Annotated in this window: 19 protein-coding genes; 6 read left to right on the top strand and 13 right to left on the bottom strand. The window is 70.2% G+C overall.

Features of this window, described 5'->3' with window-relative positions; all coding sequences use genetic code 11:
- Positions 1-3 precede the first annotated feature (3 nt).
- Genes ABEA43_RS04005 through ABEA43_RS03985 form a run of 5 tightly spaced genes read right to left on the bottom strand, consistent with a single transcriptional unit; the run spans position 4 to position 1,955 of the window.
- Positions 4-330, bottom strand: a complete 327-nt coding sequence (locus ABEA43_RS04005) for a hypothetical protein (protein ID WP_345558718.1) — start codon at positions 328-330, stop codon at positions 4-6.
- Positions 331-333: 3 nt separating this feature from the next.
- The gene (locus ABEA43_RS04000; protein WP_345558716.1) at positions 334-606 is read right to left on the bottom strand and encodes a hypothetical protein; all 273 of its coding nucleotides are present in this window, start codon (positions 604-606) and stop codon (positions 334-336) included.
- 12 nt (positions 607-618) lie between these two features.
- Positions 619-870, bottom strand: coding sequence for a hypothetical protein (locus ABEA43_RS03995; RefSeq protein ID WP_345558714.1), 252 nt, complete (start codon positions 868-870; stop codon positions 619-621).
- Between the two features lie 18 nt (positions 871-888).
- Positions 889-1,566: a hypothetical protein gene (locus tag ABEA43_RS03990; protein ID WP_345558712.1), complete on the bottom strand. Its 678-nt coding sequence runs from the start codon at positions 1,564-1,566 to the stop codon at positions 889-891.
- A gap of 2 nt (positions 1,567-1,568) precedes the next feature.
- A complete protein-coding gene (locus ABEA43_RS03985) occupies positions 1,569-1,955 on the bottom strand; it encodes a hypothetical protein (RefSeq protein WP_345558710.1) in 387 nt (128 codons plus the stop codon).
- Positions 1,956-1,983: 28 nt separating this feature from the next.
- Here ABEA43_RS03985 and ABEA43_RS03980 point away from each other — a divergent pair, with 28 nt between their 5' ends.
- Positions 1,984-2,502 carry a hypothetical protein gene (locus tag ABEA43_RS03980; RefSeq protein WP_345558708.1) on the top strand — a complete coding sequence of 173 codons (519 nt, stop codon included), beginning with the start codon at positions 1,984-1,986 and terminating at the stop codon, positions 2,500-2,502.
- 86 nt (positions 2,503-2,588) lie between these two features.
- Here the strand turns inward: ABEA43_RS03980 and ABEA43_RS03975 are convergent, their stop codons facing one another.
- The 6 genes from ABEA43_RS03975 to ABEA43_RS03950 are packed head-to-tail and all read right to left on the bottom strand — an operon-like array spanning position 2,589 to position 6,726.
- Entirely contained in the window at positions 2,589-2,864 is a 276-nt protein-coding gene (locus tag ABEA43_RS03975; protein ID WP_345558706.1) for a hypothetical protein, read from the bottom strand.
- Positions 2,861-3,202 (bottom strand): hypothetical protein, encoded by a 342-nt coding sequence (locus tag ABEA43_RS03970; protein WP_345558704.1) that lies wholly within the window; start codon positions 3,200-3,202, stop codon positions 2,861-2,863. The genes ABEA43_RS03975 and ABEA43_RS03970 overlap by 4 nt, the downstream gene beginning before the upstream one ends.
- Positions 3,199-3,579 carry a hypothetical protein gene (locus ABEA43_RS03965; RefSeq protein WP_345558702.1) on the bottom strand — a complete coding sequence of 127 codons (381 nt, stop codon included), beginning with the start codon at positions 3,577-3,579 and terminating at the stop codon, positions 3,199-3,201. Before ABEA43_RS03965 ends, ABEA43_RS03970 begins: the two co-directional genes overlap by 4 nt.
- 30 nt (positions 3,580-3,609) lie before the next feature.
- Complete coding sequence (locus ABEA43_RS03960) at positions 3,610-4,095, bottom strand: hypothetical protein (RefSeq protein ID WP_345558701.1); 486 nt, start codon at positions 4,093-4,095, stop codon at positions 3,610-3,612.
- Positions 4,096-4,111: 16 nt separating this feature from the next.
- Positions 4,112-6,538: an AAA family ATPase gene (locus ABEA43_RS03955; RefSeq protein ID WP_345558699.1), complete on the bottom strand. Its 2,427-nt coding sequence runs from the start codon at positions 6,536-6,538 to the stop codon at positions 4,112-4,114.
- Positions 6,535-6,726, bottom strand: a complete 192-nt coding sequence (locus tag ABEA43_RS03950) for a helix-turn-helix transcriptional regulator (RefSeq protein WP_345558696.1) — start codon at positions 6,724-6,726, stop codon at positions 6,535-6,537. The genes ABEA43_RS03955 and ABEA43_RS03950 overlap by 4 nt, the downstream gene beginning before the upstream one ends.
- A 105-nt stretch (positions 6,727-6,831) precedes the next feature.
- Here ABEA43_RS03950 and ABEA43_RS03945 point away from each other — a divergent pair, with 105 nt between their 5' ends.
- The 4 genes from ABEA43_RS03945 (at position 6,832) to ABEA43_RS03930 (ending at position 11,397) form a co-directional block, all read left to right on the top strand.
- Positions 6,832-7,644, top strand: coding sequence for a helix-turn-helix domain-containing protein (locus tag ABEA43_RS03945; RefSeq protein WP_345558694.1), 813 nt, complete (start codon positions 6,832-6,834; stop codon positions 7,642-7,644).
- On the top strand, positions 7,644-8,897 hold the full coding sequence (locus ABEA43_RS03940; RefSeq protein ID WP_345558692.1) for a tyrosine-type recombinase/integrase: 1,254 nt from the start codon (positions 7,644-7,646) through the stop codon (positions 8,895-8,897). Before ABEA43_RS03945 ends, ABEA43_RS03940 begins: the two co-directional genes overlap by 1 nt.
- A gap of 47 nt (positions 8,898-8,944) precedes the next feature.
- A complete protein-coding gene (locus ABEA43_RS03935; protein WP_425570152.1) occupies positions 8,945-10,372 on the top strand; it encodes an aldehyde dehydrogenase family protein in 1,428 nt (475 codons plus the stop codon).
- A 179-nt stretch (positions 10,373-10,551) separates the two neighbouring features.
- Positions 10,552-11,397, top strand: a complete 846-nt coding sequence (locus ABEA43_RS03930) for an aldehyde dehydrogenase family protein (RefSeq protein WP_345558690.1) — start codon at positions 10,552-10,554, stop codon at positions 11,395-11,397.
- A 43-nt stretch (positions 11,398-11,440) separates the two neighbouring features.
- Here ABEA43_RS03930 and ABEA43_RS03925 read toward each other — a convergent pair whose 3' ends face one another.
- Complete coding sequence (locus tag ABEA43_RS03925) at positions 11,441-12,796, bottom strand: leucine-rich repeat domain-containing protein (RefSeq protein ID WP_345558688.1); 1,356 nt, start codon at positions 12,794-12,796, stop codon at positions 11,441-11,443.
- A 268-nt stretch (positions 12,797-13,064) separates the two neighbouring features.
- On the opposite strand from ABEA43_RS03925, the gene ABEA43_RS03920 reads away from it, so the two are divergent.
- Complete coding sequence (locus ABEA43_RS03920) at positions 13,065-13,931, top strand: helix-turn-helix transcriptional regulator (protein ID WP_345558685.1); 867 nt, start codon at positions 13,065-13,067, stop codon at positions 13,929-13,931.
- On the opposite strand, the gene ABEA43_RS03915 is transcribed toward ABEA43_RS03920, so the two are convergent.
- Positions 13,887-15,248: an MFS transporter gene (locus tag ABEA43_RS03915; protein ID WP_345558683.1), complete on the bottom strand. Its 1,362-nt coding sequence runs from the start codon at positions 15,246-15,248 to the stop codon at positions 13,887-13,889. The genes ABEA43_RS03920 and ABEA43_RS03915 overlap by 45 nt on opposite strands.
- Positions 15,249-15,318 lie beyond the last annotated feature (70 nt).

Raw genomic sequence — 15,318 nt, 5'->3', positions numbered from 1 at the left:
GTGTTACCTTCCGATCTCTGCTGCGATACGGCCCCACTCCTGTAGGGCGGCGTCGACGCGGGCGCGGTCGCCGGTGGCGAGCTCCCATTCGGCCAGTGCGCGGGCGGCCAGGTCCGCCAGGTGCAGGACGAAGCGGCTCAGGTCTGCCGCCTTCTCCCGCTGGCCGCGATCCTTGAGCAGCTCGCGCACGCTGGACACGGTCACCGCGCCGAGCTGGTTGCCGGGCAGGCCGGCCCGGCAGGCGGTGATGAGGCCGATGGCGAGCGTGAGCGGGTCGCGGGTGAGGTGGGCGACGTCGGCCGCGGTGATGGCGGGCTGCTCATCGGCCATCGGTCAGGACCCAGCCGGCGGGACAACTTCAAGCACAGCCTCTGGCCACACCTCGGCGCGAATGTCGGCCAGAGTTAGCAGACGATTCCCGAACACGAACATGGGGGTGGTCTCGGTCATCACCGTCTCATCAACGTTGACCTCGGTGACGACCACCGACCATCCGACCAGCGCGGAGGGGCCGCGCGCTGGGTCGGTGGGGGTGGGCTTGACCCGCACCCCCCATCCGGGCGGGGCGGGAGTGAAGGAGACCGCGGCACCGACTGCGAGCTGCATGATGTGGGTCTCCTACTTGATCGCGATGCAGGGGTCGACGGGCGCGTGCTCGCCGGTCTGCACGTTGCGGAAGGCGCCGGCCACCAGCTGGTCGACGGTGTTGCCGGACTTGGTGGCCTCATGCCGCATCTGATCGGCGATGTACGTCGGGATGGTGACCGTGAGCTCCTCCGTAGGGCACGTGCACGGGGTATCGCCGCGCTGCCCGTCGCCGGGGCGTGCGGGGAACTGGTAGCCGCCGTTCAAGCCTGGGTATGTGGGCACGATGGTGGTCCTTTCGGGTCAGTAGCGGTTGATGCCGCTGTACTGGCGGGCGCGCGCGTCGTCGCGCTGCTGCTGCTCGGCGCGCTGCCTCAGGATCGGGATGTTGGGGATCTCGCCGGGCCGCTTCGGCGCGTTAAACGCCTTGCTCTGCCACGAACTCCCCGCGTGGATGCCGTGCATCTGGGTGTGCAGGTCGCGAATCTCGGCGATGACCGGCGTGTTGCCGGTCGCGTCCGCCCACACGTCCACGAGCTTGGTGTCGCTGTTCTCGTGGGCGGCGGTGAGCAGGGCGCGGAGGGTGGTGTCGTCGCCGAACTTGAGAGCGTCGGCGAGTATGGCGCGCCGCTGATCGAAGTCGGCGGCGCGGGCCTGGTCGAGCGCGGCACGGAACGAAGCGGAAAGCACTGCCTTGTCGGCCTGGCTGGCGTCGGTCGGGATGCCCGGCCCGGTCGGCACACTGCCCTGCAAATGCTCCAGGCGGGCGATGCGCCGGTTGTGCAGGTCGGTGGCGTGTTCGGTGAGCGCCTTCATCTGCTGGTCGTACGCTTCGGCCACCTGCTCGGCCTTCGCCAGCTCGGACAGGGCCGGGTCGTTGCGGATGGCGTCGAGCCGGGCGACGTACGGGTCTTGGGTGGCGGCGGCGGCCTGCACGGCGGGGTCGTCGCGGGTCGGGCCAAGCGGTGCGGGCTCGGTCATCGTCATCTCCTCTTTCGGGCCGCTACGAGGGCGGCGGCGTCCTGGGATCTCCACAGGCCGCGCCGCGGCTGCCGGTGTCCGGCCTCGGCCATCAGCCGGCGGGCGTGCCGGTCGGTGACCTCAAGCAGGCCGGCGACCCGGTCTGTGGAGACGTACACGCAGTCTGCGGAAATGTCCGGAAGCGGCGCGGGAATGTCCGGAAGCGGGATGAGCTGGGCGAGCGCGACCGCGCGGAGCTGGTCGAGCCAGGCGGCCAGTGCGGGCGGGATCTGGGCTCCGTCGGCGCGGTGGCGGGCGAGCTGGTCGCGGAGGATGCGCCACACCGGCATCGCGTACTCGGCGGGCACTGGAGGTACGGTGACGGCCGCCTCGCGTAGGGGAGGACGCAACGCGTTAGCGTGATTACGCTCGGCAGGCATGCAGACCGTCACGCTCGTCATCGCCATCTTCGGCGCCGTCCTCGGGACCGCCTCGTTCACCTGGCAGGTGACGACGTTCCTGCTCTCGGGGGCACGTACCAAGACAGAACTGCTCATTGGCGCTCTCGGCCGGGGAGGCATCGCCACGGGCCCCATCGACTCCATGACGCCCGACAACCTCACACGCCTGGTAGAACAGGGGTTCACTACGCCCGTGATCGCCGTACGCGCACGCAACATTGGTCGGCTCCCCGTCACCGTCACCGGGATCTCGCTGCCGAGCTCGCTCAAGGGCATGTCGCTGAGTGTCCCGGGCGGCATGGTCGGCCCCGATCTGCCTCACCGTCTGGAAGTCGGCGATACCGAGACGTGGGCCATCGACCTGGAACAGGTCATGCACTTCCTCAAGGCCGGCCGCGAGACATTCGAAATTGATCCGGCCTTGGTGCAGATGTGGGGGCAGGTCGATCTCGGTAATGGGCGCCAGGTCAGGAGCGCGGAGAGCTTCCGGCCGTAGGCGCACTGAGACGAGTACGGCAACGCCTGCAGCCTCTTGGGGCTGGCCGGGGGGCGTCTCGTGATCGTGCTCGCGCGCGGCCACAGCTACTCGCCGGACTCGCGGACGGCGTGACGCATCGATGCCTCAACCGCGAACTCACGGACCAGATGCAGGGCCTGGCCGCGCGGGTCGGAGTGGCCGGCCTTCCGCATGGGGGACATCACCATGGCGGCCACGAGGGAAAGCACGCTCGTCAGGAGGAAGTCGAGCTCATCGCGGTCGAGCGGCTGCATCAGCTCGTGCAGCCCGTCCTGGTCATCGGCGAGCACGGCGGCGAGCACATCCCACACCAGGATCTCGATTTCCCGGCCGGACATCATGACGGCTCGATCGGGGGGTGCTGGCCGGTGTCGCGGCAAACGCGGGCGCGGCGGGAGATGGCCACCACGCCGGCCGCCATCATCGAGTCATCCGGGGACGCTACGGCCTGACTGAGCAGCTCTAGATAGTGGCTGAACGGGCCCAACGACCCCTCCCCGGGTCGCGGCTCGTCGCTGAAGTCGTCCCGGCACCAGTCGAGCCCCTCCGTGAACACGGCCAGGACGGCGAGCGTGGGCACGAACACGGTGCGGCCGTCCTCCAGTCGGAACGGCCACTTGTCGCCGCGCCCAAGCGCCTCCAGGGCGGCGAGACGCTTCGCCAGGCCCTGGCGGGTCACCGGTGCTGGCTTTCCTGCTCGGCGGCCTCCAGAGCGGCCAGGCGCTCCTCCAGGTCGACGCTTTCGCGGATGGTCACGACGGCGCTCAGGATGGCCGTGGCGGCGCGCACGCGGACGTGCTCGTTGTCGGCGTGCAGCGAGCAGCGCAGAGTGGCGATCGCCTCCAATGAGGCGTCCACGAGGGCGCCCACGGCGCGGTCGAGCAGCTCGCCGCGGAGCTCCTTCACCCTGAGGGCGAACGTGTGGTCGTCAGCGAGCCAGCGGGAGACGGTGCGGCGAGCGACTCCGCCGGCCTTCGCGGCGTCGGTGACCGTTCTGCCGCTCGCGAGGGCAACAAGTACTGCCTCTTCTCCCTTGCGCGGGACATTTTCGGCCAATTTGAGTCATCGCCTTTCGGTCGGTGGTGGTCAGGCGGTGGCCTTGACCGGCTGCTGGTCGATCTGCTTGCAGGGCGGGCACAGGCCGAAATGGATCTGGACGGGCGGCAGGGAGACGGCACGGTCGGACAGTTCGAGGACGACGGCGGGGATCTGCACGCCGTAAACGTGGATGGTGACGGCGCGGCGCCGGCAGTTGTCGCAACGGTGGGTCTCGGTGCCTTTGAGGCTGCGGTGGAGGCGGCGGCTCATGCAGGCAGGGCAGCGGATGAGCCCGGCGGCGTAGGGGACCCAGAAGGCGGGCTGGGGAGTGGTGGCGGTCAGGTGGGGGCAGAACGCGATGTCGAGGGTGTGCACGCCGGTGTGGAAGCGTTCGAGCAGGCGGGCGGCGATGGGGCCGGGCTGGGATTCGTTGCAGGCGCCATTGATGCGCACGGCGACGTTTTGGAGGATGGCGAGGCTGTGGTGGGTGGCGGCCTGGGCCTGGTCGAGCAGGGAAGTGGTGGCAGCGTTCATAGTCGGTCCTTCGTGGTCACTGTGGGGTCGGGTCGTTCGCTTCTGCGCCGATCGAGTCGGCGGGCCATCCGGGTTCGGACGGCGAGTCGAGCGTCAGTGAGGGCAGCGTCTCGGGGGCCTGCACCGACTGCACCGACTGCACCGACTGCACCGACTGGTCCTCAGTGAGTGCAGTTAGTGCAGTTGGTGTGTCTCCCCTAGGCGCTGCACCGACTGGCGCACCGCCTGTGTTGGGCTGCTTGAACGGGAGGTTGGGAGTCGTCGGCTGAGTGCCGGGGATGGCCCAGAAGGTGCGGCGAGGGAAGCCGCGCGACTCGACCTCGGCCCTGATCTTCTTGCGGGCGCGCTTAAGCGCGTCCTGGGAATGGCCTGCCTTCAGGCCTTCGCGCTTGATGGTGGCGGAGTCGTCGGTGCCGCCCTTGCTCGTCAGGTAATCCGTGAGCCAGTCGGCGGCTTCGCTGCCCGCCGTTCGTTCGTCGTCGCTGCCGAGCGCACGCTTCATGGCGTCGCCGATGCTTCCGTCGACCTCACCCGCCCACACGAGTTGCCCGGTGCTCGTGGGCCCTTCGTCGGTCTCGATGGTGTGGCCGATGATGGTGAAGGCGAGCGTGGGCAGGTCGGTCCGGCCGAGGTTGTTCTTGGGGGTGCCGAAGAGGCGGCGCTTCTCGTTCTCGTCGTCGGGGTCGACGACGACTGTGTGTACGGAGCGGGCGACGGCGGTGAACGCCTTAGACGCCATGACGCGCTGCATGGGGTCGGCTGAGCCCGACTTGTTGTGATGGATGAGCCCGAGGATGGCCATGGAGGCGCGGTCGGCGAGCGCCACCATGGGTTCCAGGGCTCGGCGGACTTCGCCGTCCTTGTGGGTGTCGATGGATTCGGCGAGCCGGGACATGAGCGGGTCGAGGATCATGAGGGCGGCGCCCACTTCGGCGGCGGCGGCTTCGACGTCGGCGAGGTCGCGCGGCAGGGACAGCCCTACGGTGATGTTGTCGGCGGTCTGTACTTCGACGCGGAACACCATGTCGAGGTCGGCTTTCGCGGCCATCAGCCTGGGGATGATGGTGTACTCCCAGGAGTCTTCACTGGCGCACACGAGGATGGCGCGCGGTGTGCCGTGGAATTCGCCTTCGAGGGTGCCGCGGGTGACGTCGGCCGCCACGGTGTAGCCGAGCGTCGACTTGCCGAGTCCTTCGCCTCCGGCCAGGAGGCTGAGGCTTCCGAGCGCGATGCGGCCTTTCCACAGCCAGCGGACGCGGCGCGGTTTGATGGCCGACGCGGGGGTGAGCACGAGCTTGCGGGCAGGCTCGTGGGATTCGACGGCCTGCGCGGCGGGCGCCCCGTGGGGCAGCTGGTGGACGGTGGCGAGGTTGCCGTCAGTTCCGGTGAGGTCGTACGGGTCTCGCGCGTCCCACGCGGCGAATCCGGTGAAGCCGTTGGCTTGGACGGTGCGCGTGCAGTCGCAGCCGCGCCCGGCACGCTCGCCGGGTTCGGCGAGGATGCGGGCGGCGCCGCCTTCGGTGAAGCGGTCGAATTCGCCTTCGGCCACGGTGCGCCCGTTCTTACGGTCGCCGTGCACGGTGTCGACGTACGCCTTCCGGATGGCGGCCAGGACGGTGGGTACGCCGGGGTGGCCGGTCTCGCCTGCCCTCAGGAGGGACATGACGGCGTCGCGGGTGTGGTCGTAGGCGTTGCCCTCTTCGCGGCGCGCGGCGGCCAGCGCGTCGGCGGCTCGCTGCCCGACGAACGGGCAGGGCTCACCGGCGGGGAGTTGGGCGAGCCAGCCGCGGCCGGCCTTTCGTTCGCCGCGCCCGGCAGCGAGACTGCTGGGGCGTCCGTCGTCCTCGGTGACACCGCCGGTCAGCCCGGTGACCCACGCGGCGGGCAGCTCGGGGAGGTCGGCGAACGCCGGGGGCGGACTGTCCTGGTCGTCTGGGCCGATCCACCGGTACATGCCGCCCTCGGGGTGGAGGGACGGCCACCCCAGGGCGTAGCGGTGGCCGTGGCGGATGATCTCGATGCCGGGCCCGGCCTGGTTCGGCCAGGCGAGTCCTGGCGGGATGCGGTAGAGCCGGATGCCGGACACGCCGTCGTCGCGGGAGGTGCTGCGCCACGTCGCGGGGAGCGCCCCCCACTGGGCTTCGCGGGCGGCGAGAGTGATCTTGCCGGGCTTGTCGTCGTAAGCGTCGACGTCGAGTCCGAGGCCGATCGGCGGCAACCTGAGAGCGATGTTGCCGGGGAAGTGCTTGACCAGCTTCCCGTCATCGCCGCGCACCACGTACCCCTTGGTGCGCCAGGCGTGCAGGTCGTCGGTCGTCGGCATGGCGCCCTGGGCGCCGGTGAACCCGCTCGGCGGTGGCGTCTTCGCGCCGAGCGGCAAGGGGAGGGTGCCCGTCCAGCCGAGCTGGCGGTATTCCTCGGCGCGGTCGTACGGTCCACTCACGCGGACCGCCGCGCCGCCTGCTGGTCGAGCCACTTCTCGACGGCGCTCCACCGGTAGCGGACGTGACGCCCGACCGGAACGTAGTCAGGGCCGACGCCCTTCCAGCGCCACCCCTTGAGGGTCTCTTCAGAGACACCGAGGTACTTGGCGACCTCGGGGGGCTTCCCGAGAGGCTTGTTGATCGTCATGTCCTTCGCTTTCGAGAGTATGAACTATCGAAGTGATAGGTGATGCGATCAAGAGTGTAGGTATCGGTGGTTGGGTGTCAAGATGTATCCGAGAAGTGTCCACATGTGTTGCGTGCCTATCAAAGTGATGCGATCGTGGGGCAGGTGGCAGATAAGACAGCGAAAAACCCGCTCGATGTGACAGGCGAGCAGCTCAAGGCCAACATCAGGCGCATCCGGGAAGCCCGCAACTTCACCTTCCAAAAGCTCTCGGACGAGTTGGCGAGGATAGGCCGGCCGATTCCGACGCTCGGTCTGTCGAGGATCGAAAAGGGGGAGCGGCGAGTCGACGCTGACGACTTGGTCGCCCTGGCGCTCGTGCTCGGCGTAAACGTCTCAGCGCTCTTGCTCCCGCCCACCGCGCGCGGTGTCGGTGAGGTCACCGGCGTTGGGCGGCCCGTCAGCTCGTTCCGGCTGTGGACCTGGGCATCCGGAGAGCAGCCTCTCCCGCCGGAGGATGACCCGTCCGTAGACAAGGAGAAGCTCGCGCAGGCCAAGGCCGACGACTTCGGCATGTGGTCGGACTATTGGGATGAGCGCGGCCGGCGGTGGGACACGGAGAGTCGGCCACACCACCGCATCGACCGGTCTCGCGACTGGGCCAAGCATCACGAAGCGCTCAGCAGGGCCGCCAGCGCGGCCCAGGCCGCCGTCGACGCGGGCATGTCGCTGCCTGCCGTGCTCGACTTCCTCATGGAGTCCGTGACCCAACACGCCATGTTCGAGCGCGTCGACGGCTCGGAGCGCGAACTCGTGACCGTGGGGGACCAGCTTTACAACCTGCGGAGCGCGTCCGACAACTGGCGGCAGCTCCCCGACGAAGAGGTGCGCGCGTTCCTGGCGGCCTCGAAGAGGCCGGCGGCAGATACGGAGACCTGATGTCCGTCTACGACCAGTGGCACAAGTCCCGGCCCAAGCCGGGTGAGTCGAAGTGCAAGTGCAGGCCGGCCAAGGTGCCGACGGCTGCTCACGGCAAGGGCATGCGGTGGCAAGTCCGCTGGCGTGACGAGGCGGGCAAGGAACAGAAGCTCAACTTCGAGAACAAGCCCGCCGCGGAAAGCAAGGACGCCCAGATCAAGGCCAGTCTCGATCGGGGCGACTACATCGACCCGAAGGCTGGCAAGGTCACGCTCAAGGTGTATGGGCAGCGGTGGCGTGACACGCTGACGTCGCCCGACCCTTCCACGCTCATGCAGATCGACAGCCGTCTGGGTAAGTGGGTGTTCGGCCGGAAGATCAGCGAGCACACGCTGAGCGCTCTGGCGAAGACGCCCCGGCTACTCCAGGCGTGGATTCGGGAAATGCAAGATGGTGGCCTGGAGGCGTCGACGATCCGCGGCATCGTGATGTGGGTTTCCACGATCTTCAACGCGGCGGTGGATGACGGGCTGATCGCCCGCAATCCGCTCCTGGTGAAGTCGGTGAAGCCGCCGAAGGTCGTCAGTAAGGACGTGGTGCCGTGGACGCTGGGAACGGTGCTCGCGGTCGCTGACGGCCTGCCGAGCCGCTATGCCGAGATGACGTACTTGGGCGCCGGGTGCGGGCACCGGCAAGGTGAGCTGTTCGCCATCGCGGTCGACGACATCGACTTTCTCCAGCGCGTCGTGCACGTGCGCCGCCAAGTCCGGATCATCAACGGCGAGCTCGTGTTCAGCCTGCCCAAGCGCGACAAGACACGAACGGTGCCGCTGCCGGACGCGATCGGGATGCGCTTATCGGCCCATATCCAGCAGCACAAGCCCGTGCGGGTGACGCTGCCATGGAGGACCCCGGCCGGCGACCCGCACACCGCTGAGCTGCTGTTCACGACCGAGGACGGTCGAGCGCTCAACCGCAACGACTTCAACCGGCTGTGGCGGTCGAGTCGGGTAGTGGCCGGGGTGCCGGCCACCCGGGAGAACGGCATGCATGTCCTGCGGCACACTGCGGCGTCGGCCTGGCTCGCTGAAGGCGTCGACATCCGGACCGTGGCCGAGTATCTGGGGCACGACGATCCGGGTTTTACGCTGAGGGTGTACAGCCACCTGATGCCGAACGCCGCCGAACGCGCACGTAAGGCGATGAACGCCTTTTTCGAGGGCGTCGCGGATGTGTCCTGTGCCCTGGATGTGCCCTCGGGGCACTCAGTCTGACCGTCTACGCTGGCAGACGTGATGTCTCTATACTTCACCCTGGACTGATGATGGCGATCTTCGAGTACGCCCCCGCACCGGAGTCGCGCGACGTCGTCGATCTCCAGCCGTCCTACGGGCTGTTCATCGATGGGGAGTTCGCCGACGGCGGCGGCCCCAGCTTCAAGACGATCAACCCCGCGACCGAGGAGCCACTGGCCGAGGTCGCCACCGCCACCGCCGAGGACGTGGACCGGGCGGTGCGTGCGGCACGCAAGGCGTTCGAGGCTTGGAGCGCCCTGCCCGGCGCGGAGCGGGCGAAATACCTGTTCAGGATCGCCCGGATCATCCAGGAGCGCGCGCGTGAGCTGGCGGTGCTGGAGTCCCTGGACAACGGCAAGCCGATCAGGGAGTCGCGCGACGTGGACGTGCCGCTCGTGGCGGCGCATTTCTTCTACTACGCGGGATGGGCCGACAAGCTGGCCTATGCCGGGTTCGGCACGAAGGCCCTGGGCGTGGCGGGACAGGTCATCCCGTGGAACTTCCCGCTGCTGATGCTGGCGTGGAAGATCGCGCCGACGCTGGCCTGCGGGAACACGGTGGTGCTCAAGCCGGCCGAGACGACGCCGCTGACGGCGTTGCTGTTCGCCGACATCTGCCGGCAGGCGGGCCTGCCGGCGGGCGTGGTGAACATCGTGACCGGCGCGGGCGAGACCGGCGCGGCCGTGGTGGCGCACCCGGACGTGAACAAGGTGGCCTTCACCGGCTCGACCGAGGTCGGCCGGATCATCGCGCGGACGGTCGCGGGCACCGGCAAGAAGCTGACGCTGGAGCTGGGCGGCAAGGCGGCGAACATCGTGTTCGACGACGCCGCCATCGACCAGGCGGTGGAGGGGATCGTCAACGGGATCTTCTTCAACCAGGGGCATGTGTGCTGTGCCGGGTCGCGGCTGCTGGTGCAGGAGTCGGTGCAGGAGGAGCTGCTGGCGGCGTTGAAGCGGCGGCTGGGCACGTTGCGGCTCGGTGATCCGCTGGACAAGAACACCGACGTCGGGGCGATCAACTCGGCCGAGCAGCTGGCGAAGATCCGCTCGCTGTCGGAGGCAGGCGAGTCCGAGGGCGCCGAGCGGTGGTCGCCGGCGTGTGAGCTGCCGGAGCGGGGATTCTGGTTCCCGCCGACGTTGTTCACCGGGGTGGCGCAGTCGCACACGATCGCCCGGGAGGAGATCTTCGGGCCGGTGCTGTCGGTGCTGACGTTCCGTACGCCGGCGGAGGCCGTGGAGAAGGCCAACAACACGCCGTACGGGCTGTCGGCCGGGGTGTGGACGGAGAAGGGCTCGCGCATCCTGTGGATGGCCGACCGGCTGCGCGCGGGTGTGGTGTGGGCCAACACGTTCAACAAGTTCGACCCTGCCTCGCCGTTCGGCGGTTACAAGGAGAGCGGCTACGGCCGCGAGGGCGGGCTGCACGGGCTGGAGGCCTACCTTGATGTGTGACCACCGCCGTCCCCGCCGCGCGAAACGGCGGGCGCAGGCCACCCGCGACCATGCCTACGCCAGGCCAGGGCGCCCCGTGCGCACCGGCTGGTACGCCCACCGCTGCGGCGTGAGCCGGTGCGGCCAGGTCTTCGTGCCGGTCGAGATGACGCAGGAGTCCACGTGGAGAGGGCGGGGCGATGAGTAGGTTGTCCGTCAGAAAGACCTACAAGCTCTACATCGGCGGGGCGTTCCCGCGCTCGGAGAGTGGGAGGTCCTACCCCGTGACCTCGCCCAAGGGCGATTTCCTCGCCAACGCCTCCAAGGCCTCGCGCAAGGACGTCCGCGACGCGGTCGTGGCCGCGCGCAAGGCGTTCGCCGGCTGGTCGGGGGCCACCGCCTACAACCGGGGCCAGATCCTCTACCGGATCGCCGAGATGCTGGAGGGCCGTCGCGCCCAGTTCGCCGAGGAGCTCGGCGTCGGGAAGCGGGCGGCGCTGGAGCAGGTGGACGCCACGGTGGACCGGCTCGTCTGGTACGCGGGCTGGTCCGACAAGATCGCCGCGGTGCACGGGTCGGCCAATCCGGTCGCGGGGCCGTACTTCAACCTGTCCTCGCCCGAGCCGGCCGGGGTGGTGGGCGTGATCGCGCCCGCCGATCCGCTGCTCGGGCTGGTGTCGGTGGTCGCGCCCGTGATCGTGACCGGCAACACGTGCGTGGTGGTGGCCTCCGAGCCCTCGCCGCTCGCCTCGATCACGCTGGCGGAGGTGCTGGCCACCTCCGACCTGCCCGGCGGCGTGGTGAACATCCTCACCGGGCAGCAGGCCGAGCTCGCTCCCTGGCTGGCGGCGCACATGGACGTCAACGGGCTCGACCTGACCGGGGTCGAGGACGACGACCTGGCGCTGCGCTGCGAACAGGCCGCCGCGGAGAACCTCAAGCGCGTCCTGCGCCCGTCCGCGGCGGACCTCGGGGCCGACCCGGGGACGAGGCGCATGACCCGCTTCCTGGAGACCAAGACCGTCTGGCATCCGTCGGGCGTCTGATCCGCGCGAACCGTCCGGCGTCTGAGCCGCGCGCCCGGGGCCCTCAGCTTGTCAGCAGGCCCCGGGCGCGCAGGCCGTCGAGGACGGCGGCCGGCAGCGCCGGGCACTCTTCGACCAGGACCTCCTTGAGCGACGGGAGGTCCTCCGCCGTGCCCAGGTCCCGCAGCACGCCGCAGGAGTCGAGCTCCAGGGTGCGCAGGGCGGGCAGTTTTTCGAGGTCGCCGAGGGTGCGCAGGGTGTCGGTGTAGACCACGCGCAGGCTCTCCAGCTGCCGCAGCCCCGAGAACGGGACGAGATCGGCGAGCTGGTCGAGGCCCTGGAGCGTCAGGTCGCGCAGGGCGGGCATGCGCGCGAGCGCGGAGAAGTCGCGCAGGTCCGTGGTGTAGCACAGGTGGACCTCGGCGATCGACGGATGCCCTTCGAGCCCGTCGAGCGAGGTGAACCGCTGGAACCGCTCGATGGTGAGCCTGGTCAGCGCGGGCACCCGCGACAGCGGGCGCAGGTCGGGGATCGGCGCGCTCGGCAGGCCGAGCGTCGTGAGACGGGGATGGTGGCCCAGGCCGTCGAGGCTCTTCAGGTTGGTGCAGCCCTCGAGCCACAGGGTTTCCAGCGCGGGCATGGCGGCGATGCCGCCGAGGTCGGTCAGGCGGGCGCAGTGCATGGTCAGCACCGTGACGGAGCCGAGGTCGCGCAGCCCCTCGATCGAGGTGATCTTCGTACGGCTCACGTCCAGCTCGGTGAGCCGGCTCAGCCCGGACAGAGGGCTCACGTCGTCGATGAACCGGCAGTTGTTCAGGCTGAGGTATTCGAGCCGGGGGAATGCCGCGCCGGCCCCCGCGACGCCGGTCACCCCGCTGCTGCGCAGATCGAGCCGCCTGAGGCGGTGCAGGCCGAGCAACGGGGAGATGTCGGACACCCGGGTGCAGCTCAGCAGGCTGACGGCCTCCAGCGCCACGAGCCCGCTGAGCGGCCGCAGGTCGCTGACGGCCGCGCAGCCGTCGAGCTCCAGATCGATCAGCCCGGTCAGTGCGGCCAGCTCGGACAGGTCCGTCAGGCCCTTGCAGTGATCGAGGCGCAGCGTCCGCAGCGTCGTCAGGTGGCGCAGCCCGGTGAGCGAGTCGCGCCTGCGCACCTCCAGGTGATCGCGCCCCTCCGCGTCGAAGGCCGGGGCGAGCAGGTGCTCGGCGAAGCCGTCGGGGTCGAGCGCCTGCGGCCACAGCTTGAGCAGGTCGTCGGGGCCCGGCTGCGCGATCTCGGCGAACTCGGCGGCCAGCTCCAGCGCGTCGCCCCTGCCGTGCAGCGCGAGCTGCCTGATTTCCTTCCAGGCGCTTTTGGGGGACGCGGAGGCCAGTTTGGCGCGGTGTGCCGCCAGATCCAGCGGTGCTGCGGAGGGTGTCATGCCACGGCACCCTACGGGGCGGCACGGACAATCCGGGGTCAGGAGCGTGTCCGCGTCCCGTGCTCCGCCGTGAACGCGATGCGGTGGCCACCGTCCCGCCGTGAACGCGATGCGGATCGTGGTCACCGTCCTGCCGTGGGCGTGATGCGGATCGTGGTCGCCGTCCTGCCGTGGGCGTGATGCGGGGCGGTTGGAGCGCGGCGGTAGCTTGGGGGCGACGGCGTCCCGTACGTCGTCGCCGGCGATGACGATCAGTGATGGACGAGGCATGTATCCAGGTTCGGCTCTCGGAGAGTTCCTCCGGTCGCGGCGTGGCCGGGTCACGCCGGAAGAGGTGGGGCTGCGGCCCGGCGTACGACATCGGCGGGTGGCCGGGCTGCGCAGGGAGGAGCTGGCGCCGCTCGCGGGCGTCAGCGTCGGCTACTACACCCGGCTGGAGCAGGGGCAGGGCCCGCACGTCTCCGCCGAGGTGCTCGACGCGATCGCCAGGGTGCTGCGGCTGGACGACGACGAGCGGGCCCACCTGCACCGCCTGGCCCGCGCCGCCGCCCAGCCGCACCCGCCCGCCCGGCCCGAGCTGCTCAGGCCGGGCATCAAGCGCACGGTCGAGTCGTTCGCGGACGTGCCCGCCTGGGCGGTGGGCCGCCGGGCCGACGTGCTGGCCTGGAACCGTCTGGCCCACGCCCTCTTCGCGCCGCATCTCGACCTCGACGCGCCGGAGCGTGAGCCGCGGCCCAACTTCGCCAGGATGGACTTCCTCGACGACCGCTACCGTGACGCCTACGTCGACTGGGAGAGCAAGGCTCGCGACGACATCGCGTACCTGCGGGTGTCGATGGGCCGCTTCCCCGGCGACGAGGGGCTGCGCGAGCTGGTCGAGGAGCTGACGGCGGGCAGCGCGGAGTTCGGCGCCATGTGGGCGGAGCATCCGGTGAGCAACTGCGCCTCGATCTCGCGCGGCTACCGGCATCCTGAGCTGGGCGTGCTCACGCTGACCGCCGAGCTGCTGCGCACGCCCGACGACGAGGGGCAGGGGATCGTGATCTTCCAGCCGGATCCGGAGTCCGAAGCCCTGCTCTCGGCTCTGGCTTCACCGGGAGGCCCGGACGGACGCCGCGGAGGCGGTGCGGCGTAGCAGGAGGCCGCCGCCGAGCGCGCCCAGCAGGGCGACCGCGCCCGCCGTCAGGAAGGCCGTGTGCAGGCCGGTCAGCAGGTCCGCGTGCGCGGCGGCGATCGCGGTCAGTCCCGCCACCCCGACGGCCCCCACGAACGTCGGGAGCTGCGCGAGGCTGCCCGCCACCCCCTGGTCGGCCTGGTCGAGCCCGGACGTGATGGTGGTGATCGCGGCGACCACGGTCAGCACGTGCCCGAACCCCATCGCCGCCGAGGTCACCAGCAGCAGACCGAGCCCTCCGGAGGCGGGCAGGAACGCCATCGCCGCCGTGCCCGCCGCCTGCACGGCCAGGCCCGCGGTGACCGCCGTGGCCGCGCCGCGGGCGTTGAGCAGTCTGGCCGCCACACCGCCCGCGGCCAGCGCCGCCACGCCCTCGCCGAGGAACCCGAGCCCCGTCTGCAGCGCCGACCAGCCGAGCACGTCCTGCATGTGGACGCTGAGCAGCAGCGTCGCCCCGCCGCACATCGCGAACGTCACCAGCGCGACCGCCATCCCCCACGCCACGGTGGGGCGGCGCAGCAGCCGCGGCGGCACCAGCGGGGCGGCGTGCCTGGCCTCGACCGCCAGGAACGTCCCGAGCAGCAGCACGGCCACCGCCACAGTCGTCCAGCCGAGCGTGGAGATGCCGTAAACCAGGGCGAACAGCCCCGCGCCCACCAGCACCGCGCCGGGCACGTCCAGCTTCGCGGCGCCGCGCCCTCTGGTGCGCGGGAGCACGGTGAGCGCGCCCGCCAGGACGACCGCGCCGATGCCGACCAGGATCAGCATGGTCCAGCGCCAGCTCAGCCCGCTGGTGACGAGCCCGCCGCCGATGGTCCCCGCCACGAAGCCGAGCGACAGCAGTGCGCCGTTGACGCCCATGGCCCTGGTGCGCTGCGGCCCTTCGGGAAAGGCGGTGGTCATCAGGGCGAGCGCGGTCGGGCCGATCATGGCCGCCGCCACGCCCTGCCCGGCCCTGGCGCCGACCAGCACCGCCGGGATCGGGGCCAGCGCCGCCAGGAGCGAGAAGCCGGTGAACGCCGTCACGCCGAGCGCGAACATCCTGCGCCGCCCCACCACGTCCGACGCCCGCCCGAACAGCGGCATCAACGCGGCCGTCGGCAGCAGGCAGGCCGTCACGACCCACTGCAGGTCACCCCGCGTGGCGAAGCCCAGGTCGCGGCCGATCTCGGGGAGGGCGACCGTGATGATCGAGTAGTCGAGCCCTGTCATGAACGTCGCACCGCACAAAGTGATCAGTACGAGCCAGCCGCGGGCTCCAAGGGTTTGATTCGTCATGCGAGCCACATTGCGCCGCCGGCGAGCGGGCAACCAGCGCCCTGCTGGGGGTACACCTGCCAGGTGCAGG

This window comes from Nonomuraea rosea (genome assembly GCF_039539705.1).
GTDB lineage: Bacteria > Actinomycetota > Actinomycetes > Streptosporangiales > Streptosporangiaceae > Nonomuraea > Nonomuraea rosea.
The sequence above is the reverse complement of the archived record's forward strand: the minus strand, read 5'-3'. Positions and strand labels throughout refer to the sequence as shown.

Excerpts from the sequence above, each read along its gene's own strand:
- ABEA43_RS04005 (WP_345558718.1), bottom strand. The coding sequence starts at position 330 with ATGGCCGATGAGCAGCCCGCCATCACCGCGGCCGACGTCGCCCACCTC.
- ABEA43_RS04000 (WP_345558716.1), bottom strand. The coding sequence starts at position 606 with ATGCAGCTCGCAGTCGGTGCCGCGGTCTCCTTCACTCCCGCCCCGCCC.
- ABEA43_RS03990 (WP_345558712.1), bottom strand. The coding sequence starts at position 1,566 with ATGACCGAGCCCGCACCGCTTGGCCCGACCCGCGACGACCCCGCCGTG.
- ABEA43_RS03980 (WP_345558708.1), top strand. The coding sequence starts at position 1,984 with ATGCAGACCGTCACGCTCGTCATCGCCATCTTCGGCGCCGTCCTCGGG.
- ABEA43_RS03975 (WP_345558706.1), bottom strand. The coding sequence starts at position 2,864 with ATGATGTCCGGCCGGGAAATCGAGATCCTGGTGTGGGATGTGCTCGCC.
- ABEA43_RS03960 (WP_345558701.1), bottom strand. The coding sequence starts at position 4,095 with ATGAACGCTGCCACCACTTCCCTGCTCGACCAGGCCCAGGCCGCCACC.
- ABEA43_RS03950 (WP_345558696.1), bottom strand. The coding sequence starts at position 6,726 with ATGACGATCAACAAGCCTCTCGGGAAGCCCCCCGAGGTCGCCAAGTAC.
- ABEA43_RS03940 (WP_345558692.1), top strand. The coding sequence starts at position 7,644 with ATGTCCGTCTACGACCAGTGGCACAAGTCCCGGCCCAAGCCGGGTGAG.
- ABEA43_RS03935 (WP_425570152.1), top strand. The coding sequence starts at position 8,945 with ATGATGGCGATCTTCGAGTACGCCCCCGCACCGGAGTCGCGCGACGTC.
- ABEA43_RS03930 (WP_345558690.1), top strand. The coding sequence starts at position 10,552 with ATGAGTAGGTTGTCCGTCAGAAAGACCTACAAGCTCTACATCGGCGGG.
- ABEA43_RS03925 (WP_345558688.1), bottom strand. The coding sequence starts at position 12,796 with ATGACACCCTCCGCAGCACCGCTGGATCTGGCGGCACACCGCGCCAAA.
- ABEA43_RS03920 (WP_345558685.1), top strand. The coding sequence starts at position 13,065 with ATGTATCCAGGTTCGGCTCTCGGAGAGTTCCTCCGGTCGCGGCGTGGC.
- ABEA43_RS03915 (WP_345558683.1), bottom strand. The coding sequence starts at position 15,248 with ATGACGAATCAAACCCTTGGAGCCCGCGGCTGGCTCGTACTGATCACT.